The sequence below is a fragment of the Thermosynechococcus sp. PKX82 genome (assembly GCF_031583255.1).
Taxonomy (GTDB): Bacteria; Cyanobacteriota; Cyanobacteriia; order Thermosynechococcales; family Thermosynechococcaceae; genus Thermosynechococcus.
The window spans coordinates 1068287-1086470 of the sequence record NZ_CP134169.1 but is presented as its reverse complement, the minus strand read 5'-3'; the positions used below and the strand labels follow the sequence as shown (position 1 = coordinate 1086470).

Genomic DNA, 18184 nt, shown 5'->3' with positions numbered 1-18184 from the left:
TGCCTATGCCCAACTCTCCCACAACCGCTGACCCCCCCGCCATTGAAGGCTTAGATGTGAAGGTGGTGTTCATTGACTACTTTGCCTGTGTCACTGCCATCACTGCCTTGAGTTTGAGCCAAATTTGCCACTGGAGTCTGTTGTCTCCCCTGCCCTACCGTTGGGGACTAGTCGTGGGGGTCGTCGTGGGAGCGATCGCGGCCTATTGGCATCACACGAAAGTTCTGGCGGTGTCACTGCCACAAATGCCACAACTGGAGGCATGGCTGAGGAATAACGGCTATGGAAGTGTAGAGACCGACAATAATTTGGCGATTTACCGATCGCCCCAAAGCTGGCGACGCGGAGCCATTATTTTAGAAACCTTGGGCGATCGCCGGCGCGTGTACAGCCGCGCGGTTACCATTGGGCAACTACAACGGGACTTGGCTGAGGGTGGACTGTGACTGACTTTGGACGTGTGATTACCGCCATGATTACGCCATTTACAGAGGATGGCGCGATCGCCTACGATGTGGCGGCAGAACTGGCACAGCACCTTGTGGCCAACGGTTCCGATGGTATTGTTGTTTGCGGCACTACCGGCGAATCCCCCACCCTCACTTGGGAAGAGGAATTTCAACTCTTTCAAACAGTGCAGCAGGCTGTGGCAGGCAAAGCCAAGGTGATTGCAGGTACGGGTTCCAACTCCACTCGTGAAGCCATTCATGCCACGGCAAAGGCCGCAGAACTCGGCCTCGATGGTGCCCTCTTGGTGGTACCCTACTACAACAAACCCCCCCAAGAAGGACTCTATGCCCATTTTCAGGCGATCGCCAAGGCAGTGCCGGACTTTCCCCTCATGCTCTACAACATCCCCGGCCGTACAGGGCAAAATCTACTCCCTGAAACCGTCATCCGCCTTGCCGAATATCCCAACATTATTGCCATCAAAGAAGCCAGCGGCAACCTTGACCAAGCCAGCACCCTTCGTGCCCAGCTGCCGCCACATTTTCGCATTTACTCTGGGGATGATTCCCTAACGTTGCCATTGCTGGCCGTGGGTGGTTATGGTGTCGTCAGTGTGGCCAGTCACCTTGTTGGTCGACGGATTCAAGAGATGATCCAAGCTTTTATCCAAGGCGACACAGCAACAGCGACTGCTATTCATTGTCAACTATTGCCCCTGTTCAAGGTTTTATTTGTGACGACGAATCCGATTCCGATCAAAGCTGCCCTCAGCCTGCAAGGTTGGGCGGTGGGTGCTCCCCGACTGCCCCTCACGTCTGCGAGTGACGCTGTGATTGACCAATTGAAGCCTGTTTTAGATGCTCTTGGCCTACTGAAGTCTTAAGACAACGCTGGGCATTTCCCAAGCTGCACCTTTTTGTTGTTTCATCGTAAGGAGACCTATGAGTCAATCCGCTGCAACTGCTGCCCTGAAAATTATTCCCCTCGGTGGGCTGCACGAAATTGGCAAGAACACCTGTGTTTTTGAATTCCAAGATGAAATTATTTTGCTGGACGCAGGGTTAGCTTTTCCCACTGATGGCATGCATGGGGTCAATATCGTCTTACCCGATATGACGTACCTGCGGCAAAACCGCGAAAAAATCAAGGGAATGATTGTGACCCATGGTCATGAAGATCACATTGGTGGCATCCCCTTTCATCTCAAGCAGTTTGATATTCCCGTCATCTATGGCCCTCGCCTTGCCATGGCGTTGCTGCAAGGGAAACTCGAAGAGGCAGGGGTTGGCGATCGCACCGAACTGCGCACGGTACAGCCGCGGGAGATGGTGCGTTTGGGCAAAAACTTCCTTGTGGAGTATATCCGCAATACCCATTCCATTGCCGATAGCTTCTCCGTGGCGATTCATACCCCCATTGGCGTGATTATCCACACCGGGGATTTCAAATTTGACTTTACCCCCGTTGATGGCGAGTGCTTTGACATTCAGCGGCTAGCGGAGCATGGGGAGAAGGGGGTTCTCTGTCTCATTAGTGACTCCACCAACTCGGAAGTGCCCGGCCACACCCCCTCGGAGCGATCGGTGTTTCCCAACTTGGATCGTGCCTTTAGCCAAGCAGAGGGGCGGATTATTTTTACCACCTTTGCCTCTTCGGTACATCGCCTCAGTATGGCCTTGGAATTGGCGCAAAAGCATGGCCGCGTGGTTTCGGTCTTGGGGCGATCGATGCTCAATGTCATTGCCCATGCGCGGCAGTTGGGCTACATTCACTGCCCAGACGATCTCTTTGTGCCACTGCACATGATGCACAAGTACCCCGATCATCAGGTGATGTACCTGACCACTGGCTCCCAAGGGGAACCTCTGTCTGCCCTGACGCGGATTTCCAAAGGGGAACACAACAAAATTAAAATTCGCCCCGGCGATACTGTGATTCTCTCGGCTCACCCCATTCCGGGGAACACGATTGCCGTGGTCAACATGATCGATCGCCTGATGATGCAAGGCGCCAAAGTCATCTACGGTCGCGAACAGGGCATTCACGTCTCTGGCCATGCCTGCCAAGAGGATCAAAAGCTAATGCTGGCCTTGACGAAGCCCAAGTTCTTTTTGCCCGTACATGGCGAGCACCGCATGCTGGTGAAACATGCCCAAACGGCTCAGAGCATGGGCATTCCCCCGGAGAATATGGTGATTATTGACAACGGCGATGTGGTGGAACTCACCCGTGACTCGATTCGGGTCGTCGATAAGGTACCTGCTGGTATTGAGTTACTGGATCGCGGTGGCATTGTCAAAGCCCATGTGCTGCAAGAGCGACAACAACTGGCTGAGGAAGGCATTATCACCGTGGCGGTGGCGGTGGGTACTGATGGCAGTCTGAAAGCTACTCCTGAAGTCCACCTGCGGGGCGTGGTCACGGCGATTGAGCCACAGGCTTGGCAGGCTTGGGTACATGCCACGGTCGAAACTGCTTTGAGCGATCGCTGGAGTGAATATGCCCGCAACGGCGATATCGATTGGGCAGGGGTCAAAGCCCACATTGAACGGGAACTGGTGCGACTGGTGCGCCGTGAACTTCAGGGCAATGCCTCAGTCCTATTGCTTCTGCAACCCATCGAAGTCACCCCCACTGTGACGACAGGAATTCGGCGGCGTCGCAGCACCGCTTCTGTGGTTGGCTAGCATCAAGCCCCTTGGGCAGGAGAAGGTGCCTATTTTGTAGGGCATCCCTGCCCGTTTATTTTTGTTGCCGCTGCGCTAGCTAGCGTTGAAACGCTCGGGGGCTTTCAGTTGATTTCTTGCCGAGCAATAACCCCTCAACACGTTCAACTGATTAGGAAGCAACTCGACCATAGTTAACAACTAAAGCTAGAATTACAATAACTGACTAGTACCAATGTCGCAAATAAAAATTGTGGCGCGCAATGGATATTGATGATTTTGATCTTAATTCGATGACTACTGCAGCTCAGCATCCTGACCCTTGTGTGCGTCGGCAGGTAGCGCAGTCTGCTACTACTTCACCAAACATTTTGCGGATGTTGGCCAATGACCCCCATGAAAAAGTGCGCCTTGCGGTTGCTGCCAATGGCAATACCCCTGCTGAAGTCCTAGAGGCTTGGCTATCGGAAGCTCAAAGCAATAAACCGTTAGCAAAAGCTCTTGCCCAGAACCTCAGTGCATCCCATACTCTCCTGACAACTTTAGCACAACATCCAGCGGCCAATGTCCGCCGTAAAGTGGCGATGAATCCCCAGACCCCTCCAGCGACCCTCTATAAACTAGCTGAGGAATTTCCGGCGGCAGTAGCTCGCAATCCTGGGATGGAACTCCTTGTGCTCCAAGACAGTGAACGACAGAGCATTAGTGATGAAACCTTAATACGAATATTAAAGCTTACAGAGCCGCCGACTTGGGCATTGACAGTTGCAGTTCAGCGTCAAAGCGCAAAAGTAAGACAGCAGGCGGCTAGGGCAACAACGATTCTTCCTGAACTCCTCGAAACCCTTGCGAAGGATGAGAATAGGGATGTCCGCCAAGCGGTAGCGGGGAACCACAATACTCCTGCTTCTGTTTTGGAAACCCTTGCTGAGGATGAGGATAGCGATGTCCGCAGAGCAGTAGCAGAAAGACCTGAAATTGTTTCGTTGATTGAGGAGGCTAAGAGCAACAACACCGCTACCATCCGACTAGCAGAGCTAGCTAGCCACTTTTGTACGGATGTTCGCGCAGCAGTAGCGGGGAACCCCAATACTCCCGCCTCTGCCCTCGAAACCCTTGCGAAGGGTGAGAATAGGGATGTCCGCCAAGCGGTAGCGGGGAACCCGAATACTCCTGCTTCTGTTTTGGAAACCCTTGCGAAGGATAAGGATAGGGATGTCCGCAGAGCAGTAGTGTGGAACCCCAATACTCCTGCTTCTGTTTTGGAAACCCTTGCGAAGGATGAGGATAGCGATGTTCGCAGAGCAGTAGCGGGGAACCCGAATACTCCTGCCTCTGCCCTCGAAACCCTTGCGAAGGATGAGGATAGTGATGTCCGCGCAGCAGTAGCACGGAACCCGAATACTCCTGCTTCTGTTTTGGAAAACCTTGCTGAGGATGAGGATAGCGATGTCCGCAGAGCAGTAGCAGAAAGACCTGAAATTGTTTCGTTGATTGAGGAGGCTAAGAGCAACGACACCGCTACCATCCGACTAGCAGAGCTAGCTAGCCACTTTTATACGGCTGTTCGCGCAGCAGTAGCGCGGAACCCGAATACTCCTGCTTCTGTTTTGGAAACCCTTGCGAAGGATAAGGATAGGGATGTCCGCAGAGCAGTAGCAGAAAGACCTGAAATTGTTTCGTTGATTGAGGAGGCTAAGAGCAACGACACCGCTACCATCCGACTAGCAGAGCTAGCTAGCCACTTTTATACGGCTGTTCGCGCAGCAGTAGCGCGGAACCCGAATACTCCTGCTTCTGTTTTGGAAACCCTTGCGGATGTCCGCATAGCAGTAGCGTTGAACCCGAATACTCCTGCTTCTGTTTTGGAAACCCTTGCGAAGGATGAGGATAGGGATGTTCGCGCAGCAGTAGCGTTGAACCCGAATACTCCTGCTTCTGTTTTGGAAACCCTTGCGAAGGAGAGCGATTGGGTTGTTCGCATAGCAGTAGCGGAGAACCCGAATACTCCTGCTTCTGTTTTGGAAACCCTTGCGAAGGATGAGGATAGGGATGTTCGCGCAGTAGTAGCGTGGAACCCGAATACTCCTGCTTCTGTTTTGGAAACCCTTGCGAAGGATGAGGATAGGGATGTTCGCGCAGTAGTAGTGTGGAACCCCAATACTCCTGCATCTGTTTTGGAAACCCTTGCGAAGGATGAGGATAGCGATGTTCGCAGAGCAGTAGCGTTGAACCCCAATACTCCTGCTTCTGTTTTGGAAACCCTTGTGAAGGATGAGGATAGGGATGTTCGCGCAGCAGTAGCGGGGAACCCGAAGACGCCTACCTATGCCCTCGAAACCCTTGCGAAGGAGAACGATTGGTTTGTTCGCATACCAGTAGCGGGGGACCCCAATACTCCTGCTTCTGTTTTGGAAACCCTTGCGAAGGAGAGCGATTGGGTTGTTCGCATAGCAGTAGCGGAGAACCCCAGTACTCCTGCTTCTGTTTTGGAAACCCTTGCGAAGGAGAGCAATTGGTTTGTTCGCATAGCAGTAGCGGAGAACCCGAATACTCCTGCTTCTGTTTTGGAAACCCTTGCGAAGGATTGGTATTGTCGTGAAGCAGTAGCGAGGAACCCCAATACTCCTGCTTCTGCCCTCGAAACCCTTGCGAAGGATTGGTATTCGGCTGTTCGCGCAGCAGTAGCGGGGAACCCGAATACTCCTGCTTCTGCCCTCGAAACCCTTGCGAAGGATGAGGATAGGGATGATGTTCGCGCAGCAGTAGCGGGGAACCCGAATACTCCTGCTTCTGTTTTGGAAATCCTTGCGAATTCTGTTTTGGAAATCCTTGCGAAGGATGAGGGTAGCGCTGTTCGTAGAGCAGTAGTGTGGAACCCCAATACTCCTGCTTCTGTTTTGGAAACCCTTGCGAAGGATGAGGATAGGGATGTTCGCGCAGCAGTAGCGGAGAACCCGAATACTCCTGCTTCTGTTTTGGAAACCCTTGCGAAGGATTGGTATTGTCGTGAAGCAGTAGCGAGGAACCCCAATACTCCTGCTTCTGTTTTGGAAACCCTTGCGAAGGATGAGGATAGGGATGTTCGCGCAGCAGTAGCGGAGAACCCGAATACTCCTGCTTCTGTTTTGGAAACCCTTGCGAAGGATGAGGATAGGGATGTTCGCGCAGCAGTAGCGGAGAACCCGAATACTCCTGCTTCTGTTTTGGAAACCCTTGCGAAGGATTGGTATTCGGCTGTTCGCGCAGCAGTAGCAAGAAGACCTGAAATTGCTGCTTTAATCACGGAAGCTAACAGTGGCAACACTTCTACAGACCGACTAGCCGAACTAGCTAGCCACTTTTATACGGCTGTTCGCGCAGCAGTAGCGGGGAACCCGAATACTCCTGCTTCTGTTTTGGAAACCCTTGCGAAGGATGAGGATAGGGATGTTCGCGCAGCAGTAGCAAGAAGACCTGAAATTGCTGCTTTAATCACGGAAGCTAACAGTGGCAACACTTCTACAGACCGACTAGCCGAACTAGCTAGCCACTTTTATACGGCTGTTCGCGCAGCAGTAGCGGGGAACCCGAAGACGCCTACCTATGTCCTCGAAACCCTTGCGAAGGATTGGTATTTGGATGTTCGCGCAGCAGTAGCAGAAAGACCTGAAATTGTTGTTTTATTGATTGAGGAGGCTAAGAGCAACAACACCGCTACCATCCGACTAGCAGAGCTGGCTAGCCACTTTTGTACGGCTGTTCGCGCAGCAGTAGCGGGCAACCCGAATACTCCTGCTTCTGCCCTCGAAACCCTTGCGAAGGAGAACGATTGGTTTGTTCGCGCAGTAGTAGCGGGGAACCCGAAGACGCCTACCTATGCCCTCGAAACCCTTGCGAAGGAGAACGATTGGTTTGTTCGCGCAGTAGTAGCGGGGAACCCGAAGACGCCTACCTATGCCCTCGAAACCCTTGCGAAGGATGAGGATAGTGATGTCCGCGCAGCAGTAGCACGGAACCCGAATACTCCTGCTTCTGTTTTGGAAACCCTTGCTGAGGATGAGGATAGCGATGTCCGCAGAGCAGTAGCAGAAAGACCTGAAATTGTTTCGTTGATTGAGGAGGCTAAGAGCAACGACACCGATACCATCCAACTAGCAGAGCTAGCTAGCCACTTTTGTACGGATGTTCGCGCAGCGGTAGCGGGGAACCCCAATACTCCTGCTTCTGTTTTGGAAATCCTTGCTGAGGATGAGGATAGCGATGTCCGCAGAGCAGTAGCGGGGAACCCCAATACTCCTGCCTCTGCCCTCGAAACCCTTGCGAAGGATGAGGATAGCGATGTCCGCAGAGCAGTAGCGGGGAACCCCAATACTCCTGCTTCTGTTTTGGAAATCCTTGCTGAGGATGAGGATAGCGATGTTCGCGCAGCAGTAGCGGGGAACCCGAAGACGCCTACCTATGTCCTCGAAACCCTTGCGAAGGATTGGTATTTGGATGTTCGCGCAGCAGTAGCGCGGAACCCGAATACTCCTGCTTCTGTTTTGGAAACCCTTGCTGAGGATGAGGATAGCGATGTCCGCAGAGCAGTAGCAGAAAGACCTGAAATTGTTTCGTTGATTGAGGAGGCTAAGAGCAACGACACCGATACCATCCAACTAGCAGAGCTAGCTAGCCACTTTTGTACGGATGTTCGCGCAGCGGTAGCGGGGAACCCCAATACTCCTGCTTCTGTTTTGGAAATCCTTGCTGAGGATGAGGATAGGGATGTTCGCGCAGCAGTAGCGGAGAACCCGAATACTCCTGCTTCTGTTTTGGAAACCCTTGCGAAGGATTGGTATTGTCGTGAAGCAGTAGCGAGGAACCCGAATACTCCTGCTTCTGTTTTGGAAACCCTTGCGAAGGATTGGGATGTTCGCGCAGCAGTAGCAAGAAGACCTGAAATTGCTGCTTTAATCACGGAAGCTAACAGTGGCAACACTTCTACAGACCGACTAGCCGAACTAGCTAGCCACTTTTGTACGGATGTTCGCGCAGCGGTAGCGGGGAACCCCAATACTCCTGCTTCTGTTTTGGAAATCCTTGCTGAGGATGAGGATAGCGATGTTCGCAGAGCAGTAGCGGGGAACCCCAATACTCCTGCTTCTGTTTTGGAAACCCTTGCGAAGGATGAGGATAGGGATGTTCGCAGAGCAGTAGCGGGGAACCCGAATACTCCTGCTTCTGTTTTGGAAACCCTTGCTGAGGATGAGGCTCAGGATGTTCGTAAAGCAGTAGCAAGAAGACCTGAAATTGCTGCTTTAATCACGGAAGCTAACAGTGGCAACACTTCTACAGACCGACTAGCCGAACTAGCTAGCCACTTTTGTACGGATGTTCGCGCAGCAGTAGCGGGCAACCCGAATACTCCTGCTTCTGTTTTGGAAATCCTTGCTGAGGATGAGGATAGGGATGTTCGCGCAGCAGTAGCGGGGAACCCCAATACTCCTGCTTCTGTTTTGGAAACCCTTGCGAAGGATGAGGATAGGGATTTTCGCAGAGCAGTAGCGGGGAACCCGAATACTCCTGCTTCTGTTTTGGAAACCCTTGCTGAGGATGAGGCTCAGGATGTTCGTAAAGCAGTAGCAAGAAGACCTGAAATTGCTGCTTTAATCACGGAAGCTAACAGTGGCAACACTTCTACAGACCGACTAGCCGAACTAGCTAGCCACTTTTGTACGGATGTTCGCGCAGCAGTAGCGGGCAACCCGAATACTCCTGCTTCTGTTTTGGAAATCCTTGCTGAGGATGAGGATAGGGATGTTCGCGCAGCAGTAGCGGGGAACCCCAATACTCCTGCTTCTGTTTTGGAAACCCTTGCGAAGGAGAACGATTGGTTTGTTCGCAGAGCAGTAGTGTGGAACCCGAATACTCCTGCTTCTGCCCTCGAAACCCTTGCGAAGGATTGGGATAGGGATGTTCGCAGAGCAGTAGCGGAGAACCCGAATACTCCTGCTTCTGTTTTGGAAACCCTTGCGAAGGATAAGGATAGGGATGTCCGCAGAGCAGTAGTGTGGAACCCCAATACTCCTGCTTCTGTTTTGGAAACCCTTGCGAAGGATGAGGATAGCGATGTTCGCAGAGCAGTAGTGTGGAACCCGAATACTCCTGCTTCTGCCCTCGAAACCCTTGCGAAGGATGGGGATAGGGATGTTCGCGCAGCAGTAGCAGAAAGACCTGAAATTGTTTCGTTGATTGAGGAGGCTAAGAGCAACGACACCGCTACCATCCGACTAGCAGAGCTAGCTAGCCACTTTTGTACGGATGTTCGCGCAGCAGTAGCGCGGAACCCGAATACTCCTGCTTCTGTTTTGGAAACCCTTGCGAAGGATGAGGATTGGGATGTTCGTAAAGCAGTAGCAGAAAGACCTGAAATTGTTTCGTTGATTGAGGAGGCTAAGAGCAACAACACCGCTACCATCCGACTAGCAGAGCTAGCTAGCCACTTTTGTACGGATGTTCGCGCAGCAGTAGCGGGGAACCCGAAGACGCCTACCTATGCCCTCGAAATCCTTGCTGAGGATGAGGCTCAGGATGTTCGCGCAGCAGTAGCGGGGAACCCGAAGACGCCTACCTATGCCCTCGAAATCCTTGCGAAGGATGAATATGAGGCTCAGGATGTTCGCGCAGTAGTAGCGGGGAACCCGAAGACTCCTGTCTCTGCCCTCGAAACCCTTGCGAAGGATGAGGATAGGGATGTCCGCAGAGCAGTAGCGGGGAACCCCAATACTCCTGCTTCTGTTTTGGAAACCCTTGCGAAGGAGAACGATTGGTTTGTTCGCGCAGCAGTAGCGGGGAACCCGAAGACGCCTACCTATGCCCTCGAAACCCTTGCGAAGGATGAGGATAGGGATGTTCGCGCAGCAGTAGCGCGGAACCCGAATACTCCTGCTTCTGTTTTGGAAACCCTTGCGAAGGATAAGGATAGGGATGTCCGCAGAGCAGTAGCAGAAAGACCTGAAATTGTTTCGGTGATTGAGGAGGCTAAGAGCAACGACACCGCTACCATCCGACTAGCAGAGCTAGCTAGCCACTTTTATACGGCTGTTCGCAGAGCAGTAGCGAGGAACCCCAATACTCCTGCTTCTGTTTTGGAAACCCTTGCGAAGGATAAGGATAGGGATGTCCGCAGAGCAGTAGCAGAAAGACCTGAAATTGTTTCGTTGATTGAGGAGGCTAAGAGCAACGACACCGCTACCATCCGACTAGCAGAGCTAGCTAGCCACTTTTATACGGCTGTTCGCGCAGCAGTAGCGAGGAACCCCAATACTCCTGCTTCTGTGTTGGAAACCCTTGCTGAGGATTGGTATGTTTGCGCAGCAGTAGCGGGGAACCCCAATACTCCTGCTTCTGTTTTGGAAACCCTTGCGAAGGAGAACAAACGGGTTGTCCGCATAGCAGTAGCGGGGAACCCGAATACCCCTGTCTCACTCCTCGAAACCCTTGCTGAGGATGAGGATAGGGATGTTCGCAGAGCAGTAGCGGGGAACCCGAATACCCCTGTCTCACTCCTCGAAACCCTTGCTGAGGATGAGGATAGGGATGTTCGCAGAGCAGTAGCGGGGAGCCCCAATACTCCTGTCTCACTCCTCGAAACCCTTGCTGAGGATGAGGATAGGGATGTTCGCAGAGCAGTAGCGGGGAGCCCCAATACTCCTGTCTCACTCCTCGAAACCCTTGCTGAGGATGAGGATAGGGATGTTCGCAGAGCAGTAGCGGCGAACCCGAATACCCCTGTCTCACTCCTCGAAACCCTTGCGAAGGATCGGTATTGGAAGGTTCGCAGAGGAGTAGCAGAAAGACCTGAAATTGTTTCGTTGATTGAAGAGGCTAAGAGCAACGACACCGCTACCATCCGACTAGCAGAGGTAGCTAGCCACTTTTGTACGGATGTCCGCGCAGCAGTAGCGGGGAGCCCCAATACTCCTGTCTCACTCCTCGAAACCCTTGCTGAGGATGAGGATAGCGATGTTCGTGAAGCGGTAGCGAGGAACCCCAATACTCCTGCCTCACTCCTCGAAACCCTTGCTGAGGATGAGGATAGATATGTCCGCGCAGCAGTAGCGGGGAGCCCCAATACTCCTGTCTCACTCCTCGAAACCCTTGCTGAGGATGAGGATAGCGATGTTCGTGAAGCGGTAGCGGGGAACCCGAATACCCCTGTCTCACTCCTCAAAACCCTTGCGAAGGATGGGGATGGGTATTTTGTTCGTAAAGCAGTAGCGGGGAACCCGAATACCCCTGTCTCACTCCTCGAAACCCTTGCTGAGGATGAGGATAGATATGTCCGCGCAGCAGTAGCGGGGAGCCCCAATACTCCTGTCTCACTCCTCGAAACCCTTGCTGAGGATGAGGATAGATATGTCCGCGCAGCAGTAGCACGGAACCCGAATACCCCTGTCTCACTCCTCGAAGCCCTTGCTCAGGATGAGGATAGATATGTTCGCAGAGCAGTAGCGGGCAACCCGAATACCCCCGTCTTACTCCTCGAAACCCTTGCTGAGTATAGGGATAAGTATTGGCTTTTTGGTCATGCTTAGAGTGGCTAGGTCTTAATCGAGGATAGTCGCACTTTTCCTTGGGGCGTGCGGGGAATTTGGGGCACGGAAATCCATTTCTTGGGGCATTTGTAGGCGCTGCATTGCCGTTTGAGCCATTGGCTGAGTTCCTCAGGGGAGGAGTCTCCCACATAGAGGGCAATGACTTGCTCACCCCAAAGGGGGTCGGGTGCGCCATAGATATGGATGTCTTGGACAAGGCCACTGTTAAGGAGTAAGGCCTCTAACTCTTCGGGGTAGATATTCTCGCCACCACTGATGATTTTGCGGCTGCTGCGTCCCAAAATGTAGAGGCGATCGCCCCGCCATTCGCCGCGATCGTCCGTTTGGAATATCCCTTCATGGAATAACCCAGGGTAATAGCCAAGGGCAAGGGAGGCGGCCTGAATCTGAATCTCGCCCGTAGGGGTTAAAGCAATCTGGGCATGGGGTAAGACCTGACCACAGGAGCGATCGCCCGCCAAAAATTCCCCCTGCCGTTGGGCACAGATCATGCCAGCAGTTTCTGTCATGCCATAACTGAGACATAGAGGCAAGCGCTGGGTTGCTGCTTCCTCTAATAGTTGCGACCAAGTGGGGCCACCGCCCACGAAAATGCCCCTTAAATCCGCTAGCCATGGCAGAGGGTCTGCAAGCACCTGTTGCAGTTGCCGAGGTACCAGAGACAGCCACAGATCAACATTGGCAGGAGGTGCCGTTTGCCGTAGATCCCGTAGATGGGTACCGAGATAGAGTTCTCCACCACTCCAGAGCGATCGCACCACGGGCATGAGACCACTGACATGGTACAAGGGCAAAATACTCAGACAGTGAATCGCCCCTTGTTGCAAGTGGGTTTGTAGCCCGGCAACAGCTGCCTTGAGGGTGGCGATCGTGTGAATTGCCCAGCGCAACCGCCCTTGAGTGCCGCCAGTGGGAATCAGAATCCAGCCCTGGGGCAATGGTTCTCCAGATCCTTGGGGGTCGAGGGGGGGCACCGTTCCCCAAGCCATGAAATTCTGGGGTAGGATCGCTGCCACCTGCTGCCACTCTTGGGACTGCCAGTGGGGATTGGCCAGTAATAGGGGCGTCCCTGTGGAGAGCGCTGCGAGAAAACCACTGAGAAACGAGAGGGGATCGGGTTCTGCGAGAACGAGGAGAGTGGGTTGTTGCTCTTGGAGTTGCTCTTGATAGTTGGCTAATTGCTCGAGGAGTCTAGTGGTAGCAATGTGCCATTTTCCGTTGTGGGGATACCACAGCCAGTGGGGGGCAATACTCGTAAGGTTTTGTAACAAATTTGTCCTACCCCTCCCTAAACCAATAGGTAAAATCAAAGGATAAAGGAGTGCGTTTAGGAGACAGCAGCCTGACTATTCAACAGATGCAACGGGTAGCCGCAATTGCTGACCCTAGCCTTAAACTAGCATGGACCGCAGCCTATGCCGCCGACGATCGCAAGGGAGTGGATATCTGCCTTTTGGATGTGAGTGGTGTGTCCTACCTCACCGATTACTTTGTGATCATTACGGGACTCTCAAAAACCCAAGTGCGCGCCATTTATCAAGGGATTGAGGAGGCGGCTCTTGAACATTGCCAACGCCAGCCCCAACATATTGAAGGCCAAGCGGAATGTTCATGGGTGCTGATGGACTACGGTGATGTGATTGTCCATGTGCAGTTGCCCAAGGAACGTCAATACTACAACCTTGAGGCCTTTTGGGGCCACGCCCAACGCATTCCCTTTGAGTCACTAGTGACCACCTAGCCGATGCAGCCCTCTTGGTGGCAGTGGATTCTTTTGATCTTGCCACTGGTGGCGATCGCCAGCTTTATCCTCACCGCGGCCTCAATACAAATTCATGCTTGGGGACTGAGTTGGGTCTGGGCAGTAGTCGTGCTGATTCTGCTGCTGTGGCGGTGGGGGGTTGCCCATTGGCTCAAGGGTCAGCCGACAGAGATTGACCCCCGTCCCTTTGATTTGCCAAGAAGCAGTGATTCAGAAACGGATCAACGCGCCCTGAAGATTCTCCAACACACCCTTGAGCAGAGTCGTCAAGACCCACCCCCTTGGGAAAATTGGCCACTCTTTTGGCAGCGGGCACAAACCCTCGTCAGTGAGATTGCCAAGGTCTATTATCCCAATGCTCAGCGTCCCCTGCTGCAAATCTATGTGCCCCAAGCCTACCGCCTCTTGCGGGACACGATTGATGATGTGGATCGCTGGCTGGAAACCCTCAACCCAATTTTGTCGCGGGTAACTCTGGGGCAGGCAGTGCGCGCCTATGAACTTTCACGGCAGGTGGCACCCGTTGCGCGTTGGGGCTTTACGGCTTGGAATTGGGCGCAGTGGCTCCTCAATCCAAGTGTGGCGATTACCAAAACCTTTACCCAAGAGCAGCAGCAAAAGGCCAATCAAGCCCTGATTGCTAACTTGGGACTCACCCTGCGGGAACAGGTGCTCAAGGCCTTGGGACTGCGGGCGATCGCCCTCTACAGTGGCAGCCTCACCCAACTGGAATTACCCACCCCGCGCACAGATACAGGCACATTACAGGACATTTTAGAGCAGAGTCTGCCCCTTGCCCGTGCCGAAACTGAGCCTGTGAACGTCTTTCTCGTGGGTCGCACCGGCGCAGGCAAAAGTAGCCTGATCAATAGTTTATTTGCTGCCCCCACCACCCGTGTTTCCCCCTTGCCCAACACAAACGAGATCCGGCAATACCGTTGGCAGCAGGATTTGACCCTGTGGGATACCCCCGGCTACGAAGATATTCGCGGTGCCGATATTCAAGCTCGCCTGCGGGAATTACTGCCGCGCATGGATGTAGTGCTGCTGCTGACCCCAGCGCTGGATCCTGCCCTTGCCCCGGACATCACCGCCCTGCAATTGATTCGCCAAGAGGTGAGGGACTTGCCGATTGTGGTGGCGGTCACCCAAGTGGATCGGCTACGCCCCCTGCGGGAATGGCATCCCCCCTACGACTGGCAACGGGGTACCCGTCCCAAGGAAGTGAGTATTCGCGAGGCGGTGGCCTATCGCCAAGAACAGTTGGGCACCTATACGCCCCATATTTTGCCGATTGTCAACGGCACTGAAGAACGCATGGCTTGGGGACTCGATGCCCTCAGTGATACCCTTGTGAATTTAATTGCCCCCGCCAAGCAGATCCGCATGGCTCGCTGGCTTAGCGATCGCCAGACACGGCTTCACGCTGCTTCTCGCCTCATTGACACCTATTGCCACCGCATCACCACCAGTCAGGGCATTACCGATTTGCTCAAGCGACCAGTGCTCCAGTTTCTTTCGACCATGCTCACGGGGTCTCCCGCCGCTGCATGGCTCCTCGCCGAACAACTGCCCCTAGAACACCTGCCGGTGATTCTTTGTAAATTGCAACTGGCCTATGAACTCTACACGCTGTTGCAAAATGCCAGCGATCGCATCGAGGTACCAACGCGCCCCTTTGATCTGAAAACCTTGGCTCCCTTGCTGCTACAACGTCGTAGCCCCCTCAATCAAGACACTTGGGCAACGGGACACACCCTCGTAGAGTTTTGGACACAGCCTGAGCCACCTCTGACGCTGATGGCGCGCTATGAGGACTATTGGCAGCGCTTTGGTATGGTTCCAGAAAAATAGACGAAGATAAAGAAAGGATAAAAACTGTTCATCTCCTCACCCGCCATGACCTCCTCCAATGCCTCCTCCCCCATGGATCGTGAATCAGTTTGGCATGCTCTGAGTGCTGATGAAGTCATTAGCCGCCTGGGGAGCGATCGCCAACAGGGACTGAGTTCTGCAGAAGTGCAACGGCGACAAGCCCAATATGGCCGCAATGAACTCGTTGACAATGGCCGCCGCCCGCGCTGGCAGATTTTCATTGATCAGTTTCGCAATGTCATGCTGATCATGCTGCTCGTGGTGGCCTTCATCTCTGGCACATTGGAGATTCTCGAATCCCTCGAAGAAAACACCATCCCCTTCCCCAAGGACGCAACTGCAATTCTGGTGGTGGTGATTCTCAATGCCATTCTAGGCTATGTCCAAGAAGCCCGTGCTGAAGAGGCACTCGCTGCGCTGAAAAGTATGGCGGCGCCCAAGGTGCGTGTCCTGCGCGAGGGCAAGGTCATGGAAATTGATTCCCCTGAACTGGTGGTTGGGGACATTTTCTTTTTGGAAGCGGGGGTCAAAGTAGCTGCCGATGGTCGCCTCCTTGAAGCGGTCAACCTGCAAATCCGCGAGGCAGCACTCACCGGTGAAGCAGAAGCCGCCAGTAAAAATGCTGCGCAAATCTTGCCCCTTGATACGGAACTGGGCGATCGCGCCAATCTAGTCTTTGCGGGCACAGAGGTTAACCAAGGGCGAGGGATCGCCGTCGTCACCGCGATCGGCATGGACACTGAACTAGGGAAAATTGCCGCTGCCCTGCAAGGGGTGGAGCAGGAACCCACACCCCTGCAAAAACGGATGACCGAGCTGGGCAATCGCCTAGTCGCCATTGCGTTGGTGCTGGTGAGCATTGTCGTGATTGCTGGGAGTCTCTACGATCCCTCACTGCTGCCGCATCTCATTGAAGTCTCCCTCAGTATGGCGGTGGCCGTGGTTCCCGAAGGCTTGCCCGCCGTGATTACCGTCACCCTTGCATTGGGAACACAACGGATGGTGAAACGCCATGCCCTGATTCGGCGGCTGCCGGCCGTGGAGACACTGGGGAGTGTGACAACGATCTGCTCGGATAAAACGGGTACCCTCACCCAAAACAAAATGGTGGTGCAGGCAGTGGCTACTACCTCCTATCGCGCCAAGGTGAGCGGCAATGGCTATGAACCCAAGGGCGACTTTTACGACGCCAATACCGACGATGCCTCAGCATTGTACGAACGGCACCTACTGCTACTGGCAGGGGCACTGTGTAATGATGCCTTGCTCAAACAACACGCAGCCGAATGGGTGATTCTCGGCGACCCGACCGAAGGCTCTCTCCTGCCCTTGGCCGCTAAGGGGGGCATTGATCTGAAAGCATTGCAGGAAACGGCGGAGCGGGTCGCGGAGTTTCCCTTTGATGCCGATCGCAAGCGGATGAGTACGTTCTACCGCAGTGAGTCCGTTCCTGCGATTGCCGCCAAGGAACCCTACTGGATGATTACCAAAGGGTCACCGGAACTGACTTTGGAACGCTGTCAATGGCGGCAGGTGGGGCACGACATTCAACCCCTAACACTGGCCGATCGCCAAGAGATTCTCGCCGAAAACGATCGCTTTGCCGCTCAAGGGCTGCGGGTCTTGGGCATTGCCCATCGCTACTGGTCAGCGCTGCCACCAGCGGAGAGTGTAGATACCAGTGAGCAGGATTTGATCTGGTTGGGGCTAGTGGGCATTCTTGATCCCCCTCGTCCAGAGGTACTGGCGGCCGTCGCCACCTGTCGCACTGCTGGGATTCGCCCGATTATGATTACGGGGGATCATCAACTGACGGCACAGGCGATCGCCAGTCAAATTGGTATCTGTCAGTGGGGCGATCAGGCGCTAACCGGTCGAGACCTCGAAAAAATGAGTCCCGCAGAACTGGATGCAGCAACCCTGACCGTCAATGTCTATGCGCGGGTGTCTCCAGAACATAAACTGCGGATTGTGAAATCCTTGCAACGTCACGGTGAAATTGTGGCCATGACTGGGGATGGTGTGAATGATGCCCCTGCCCTCAAACAGGCCGACATTGGCGTAGCCATGGGGATTACGGGGACGGATGTCACCAAGGAAGCCAGCGATATGGTGCTCTTGGATGATAACTTTGCCACCATTGTCGCCGCTACCGAGGAAGGGCGAGTGATCTACAGCAATATTCGTCGCTTTATTAAATACATTCTCGGCTCCAACATTGGTGAGGTGATCACGATTGCCTGCTCACCCCTACTGGGACTAGGAGGTGTGCCTCTAACGCCCTTGCAAATCCTCTGGATGAACTTGGTGACGGATGGTCTGCCTGCCCTTGCCCTTGCTGTTGAGCCGGGGGATCCCGATGTCATGAAGCGTCCTCCGGTTAAACCCAATGAAAGTATTTTTAGCCGTGGCTTGGGTTCCTATATGATTCGTGTCGGTTTGATCTTGGCGATCGTCGGCATCTCCCTGATGGTATGGGCCTACAGCTACACCGCTGAACATCTGGAAGGAGGACTCGATCCAAGACGTTGGACAACCATGGTTTTTACCACCCTCTGTCTCGCTCAAATGGGTCATGCCCTTGCCGCCCGTTCCAGTACACGGCTGACGCTTGAAATGAGCCCCACCTCCAACCTTTTTGTTTGGGGATCAGTCATTTTGACAACGATTCTGCAACTCCTGCTGATCTACGCCTCCCCTTTGCGACGGTTCTTTGGTACCTATCTGCTCTCGGGAACTGAGCTAGCCGTGTGCATCGGCTTCAGCACACTGGTGTTTGTCTGGATTGAATTGGAAAAGCTCGTGCTCCACTGGTTGCATAAAGGGCATGAATTACAACTCCTAGATTAATT

General features: G+C 53.7%; 8 protein-coding genes. 7 read left to right on the top strand and 1 reads right to left on the bottom strand.

The window, feature by feature from the left end; all coding sequences use genetic code 11:
- The first annotated feature begins 5 nt into the window (after positions 1-5).
- The 4 genes from RHH53_RS05120 to RHH53_RS05105 all read left to right on the top strand — a co-directional run bounded on the left by RHH53_RS05120 (position 6) and on the right by RHH53_RS05105 (position 11674).
- Positions 6-446, top strand: coding sequence for a hypothetical protein (locus tag RHH53_RS05120; protein ID WP_310744187.1), 441 nt, complete (start codon positions 6-8; stop codon positions 444-446).
- Positions 443-1333, top strand: coding sequence for a 4-hydroxy-tetrahydrodipicolinate synthase (gene dapA, locus RHH53_RS05115; RefSeq protein WP_302679018.1), 891 nt, complete (start codon positions 443-445; stop codon positions 1331-1333). The genes RHH53_RS05120 and dapA overlap by 4 nt, the downstream gene beginning before the upstream one ends.
- Positions 1334-1391: 58 nt before the next feature.
- Complete coding sequence (locus RHH53_RS05110; RefSeq protein ID WP_206201342.1) at positions 1392-3137, top strand: ribonuclease J; 1746 nt, start codon at positions 1392-1394, stop codon at positions 3135-3137.
- A gap of 305 nt (positions 3138-3442) precedes the next feature.
- Positions 3443-11674 carry a hypothetical protein gene (locus tag RHH53_RS05105; RefSeq protein ID WP_310744186.1) on the top strand — a complete coding sequence of 2744 codons (8232 nt, stop codon included), beginning with the start codon at positions 3443-3445 and terminating at the stop codon, positions 11672-11674.
- A 5-nt stretch (positions 11675-11679) separates the two neighbouring features.
- Here the strand turns inward: RHH53_RS05105 and RHH53_RS05100 are convergent, their stop codons facing one another.
- Positions 11680-12966, bottom strand: a complete 1287-nt coding sequence (locus RHH53_RS05100; RefSeq protein WP_310744185.1) for an AMP-binding protein — start codon at positions 12964-12966, stop codon at positions 11680-11682.
- A gap of 86 nt (positions 12967-13052) precedes the next feature.
- Here RHH53_RS05100 and rsfS point away from each other — a divergent pair, with 86 nt between their 5' ends.
- Genes rsfS through RHH53_RS05085 form a run of 3 tightly spaced genes read left to right on the top strand, consistent with a single transcriptional unit; the run spans position 13053 to position 18182 of the window.
- The gene (gene rsfS / locus RHH53_RS05095) at positions 13053-13436 is read left to right on the top strand and encodes a ribosome silencing factor (RefSeq protein ID WP_225901661.1); all 384 of its coding nucleotides are present in this window, start codon (positions 13053-13055) and stop codon (positions 13434-13436) included.
- Between the two features lie 3 nt (positions 13437-13439).
- The gene (locus tag RHH53_RS05090; protein ID WP_310744184.1) at positions 13440-15311 is read left to right on the top strand and encodes a GTPase; all 1872 of its coding nucleotides are present in this window, start codon (positions 13440-13442) and stop codon (positions 15309-15311) included.
- A 45-nt stretch (positions 15312-15356) separates the two neighbouring features.
- Entirely contained in the window at positions 15357-18182 is a 2826-nt protein-coding gene (locus RHH53_RS05085) for a cation-translocating P-type ATPase (protein ID WP_399385529.1), read from the top strand.
- Positions 18183-18184 lie beyond the last annotated feature (2 nt).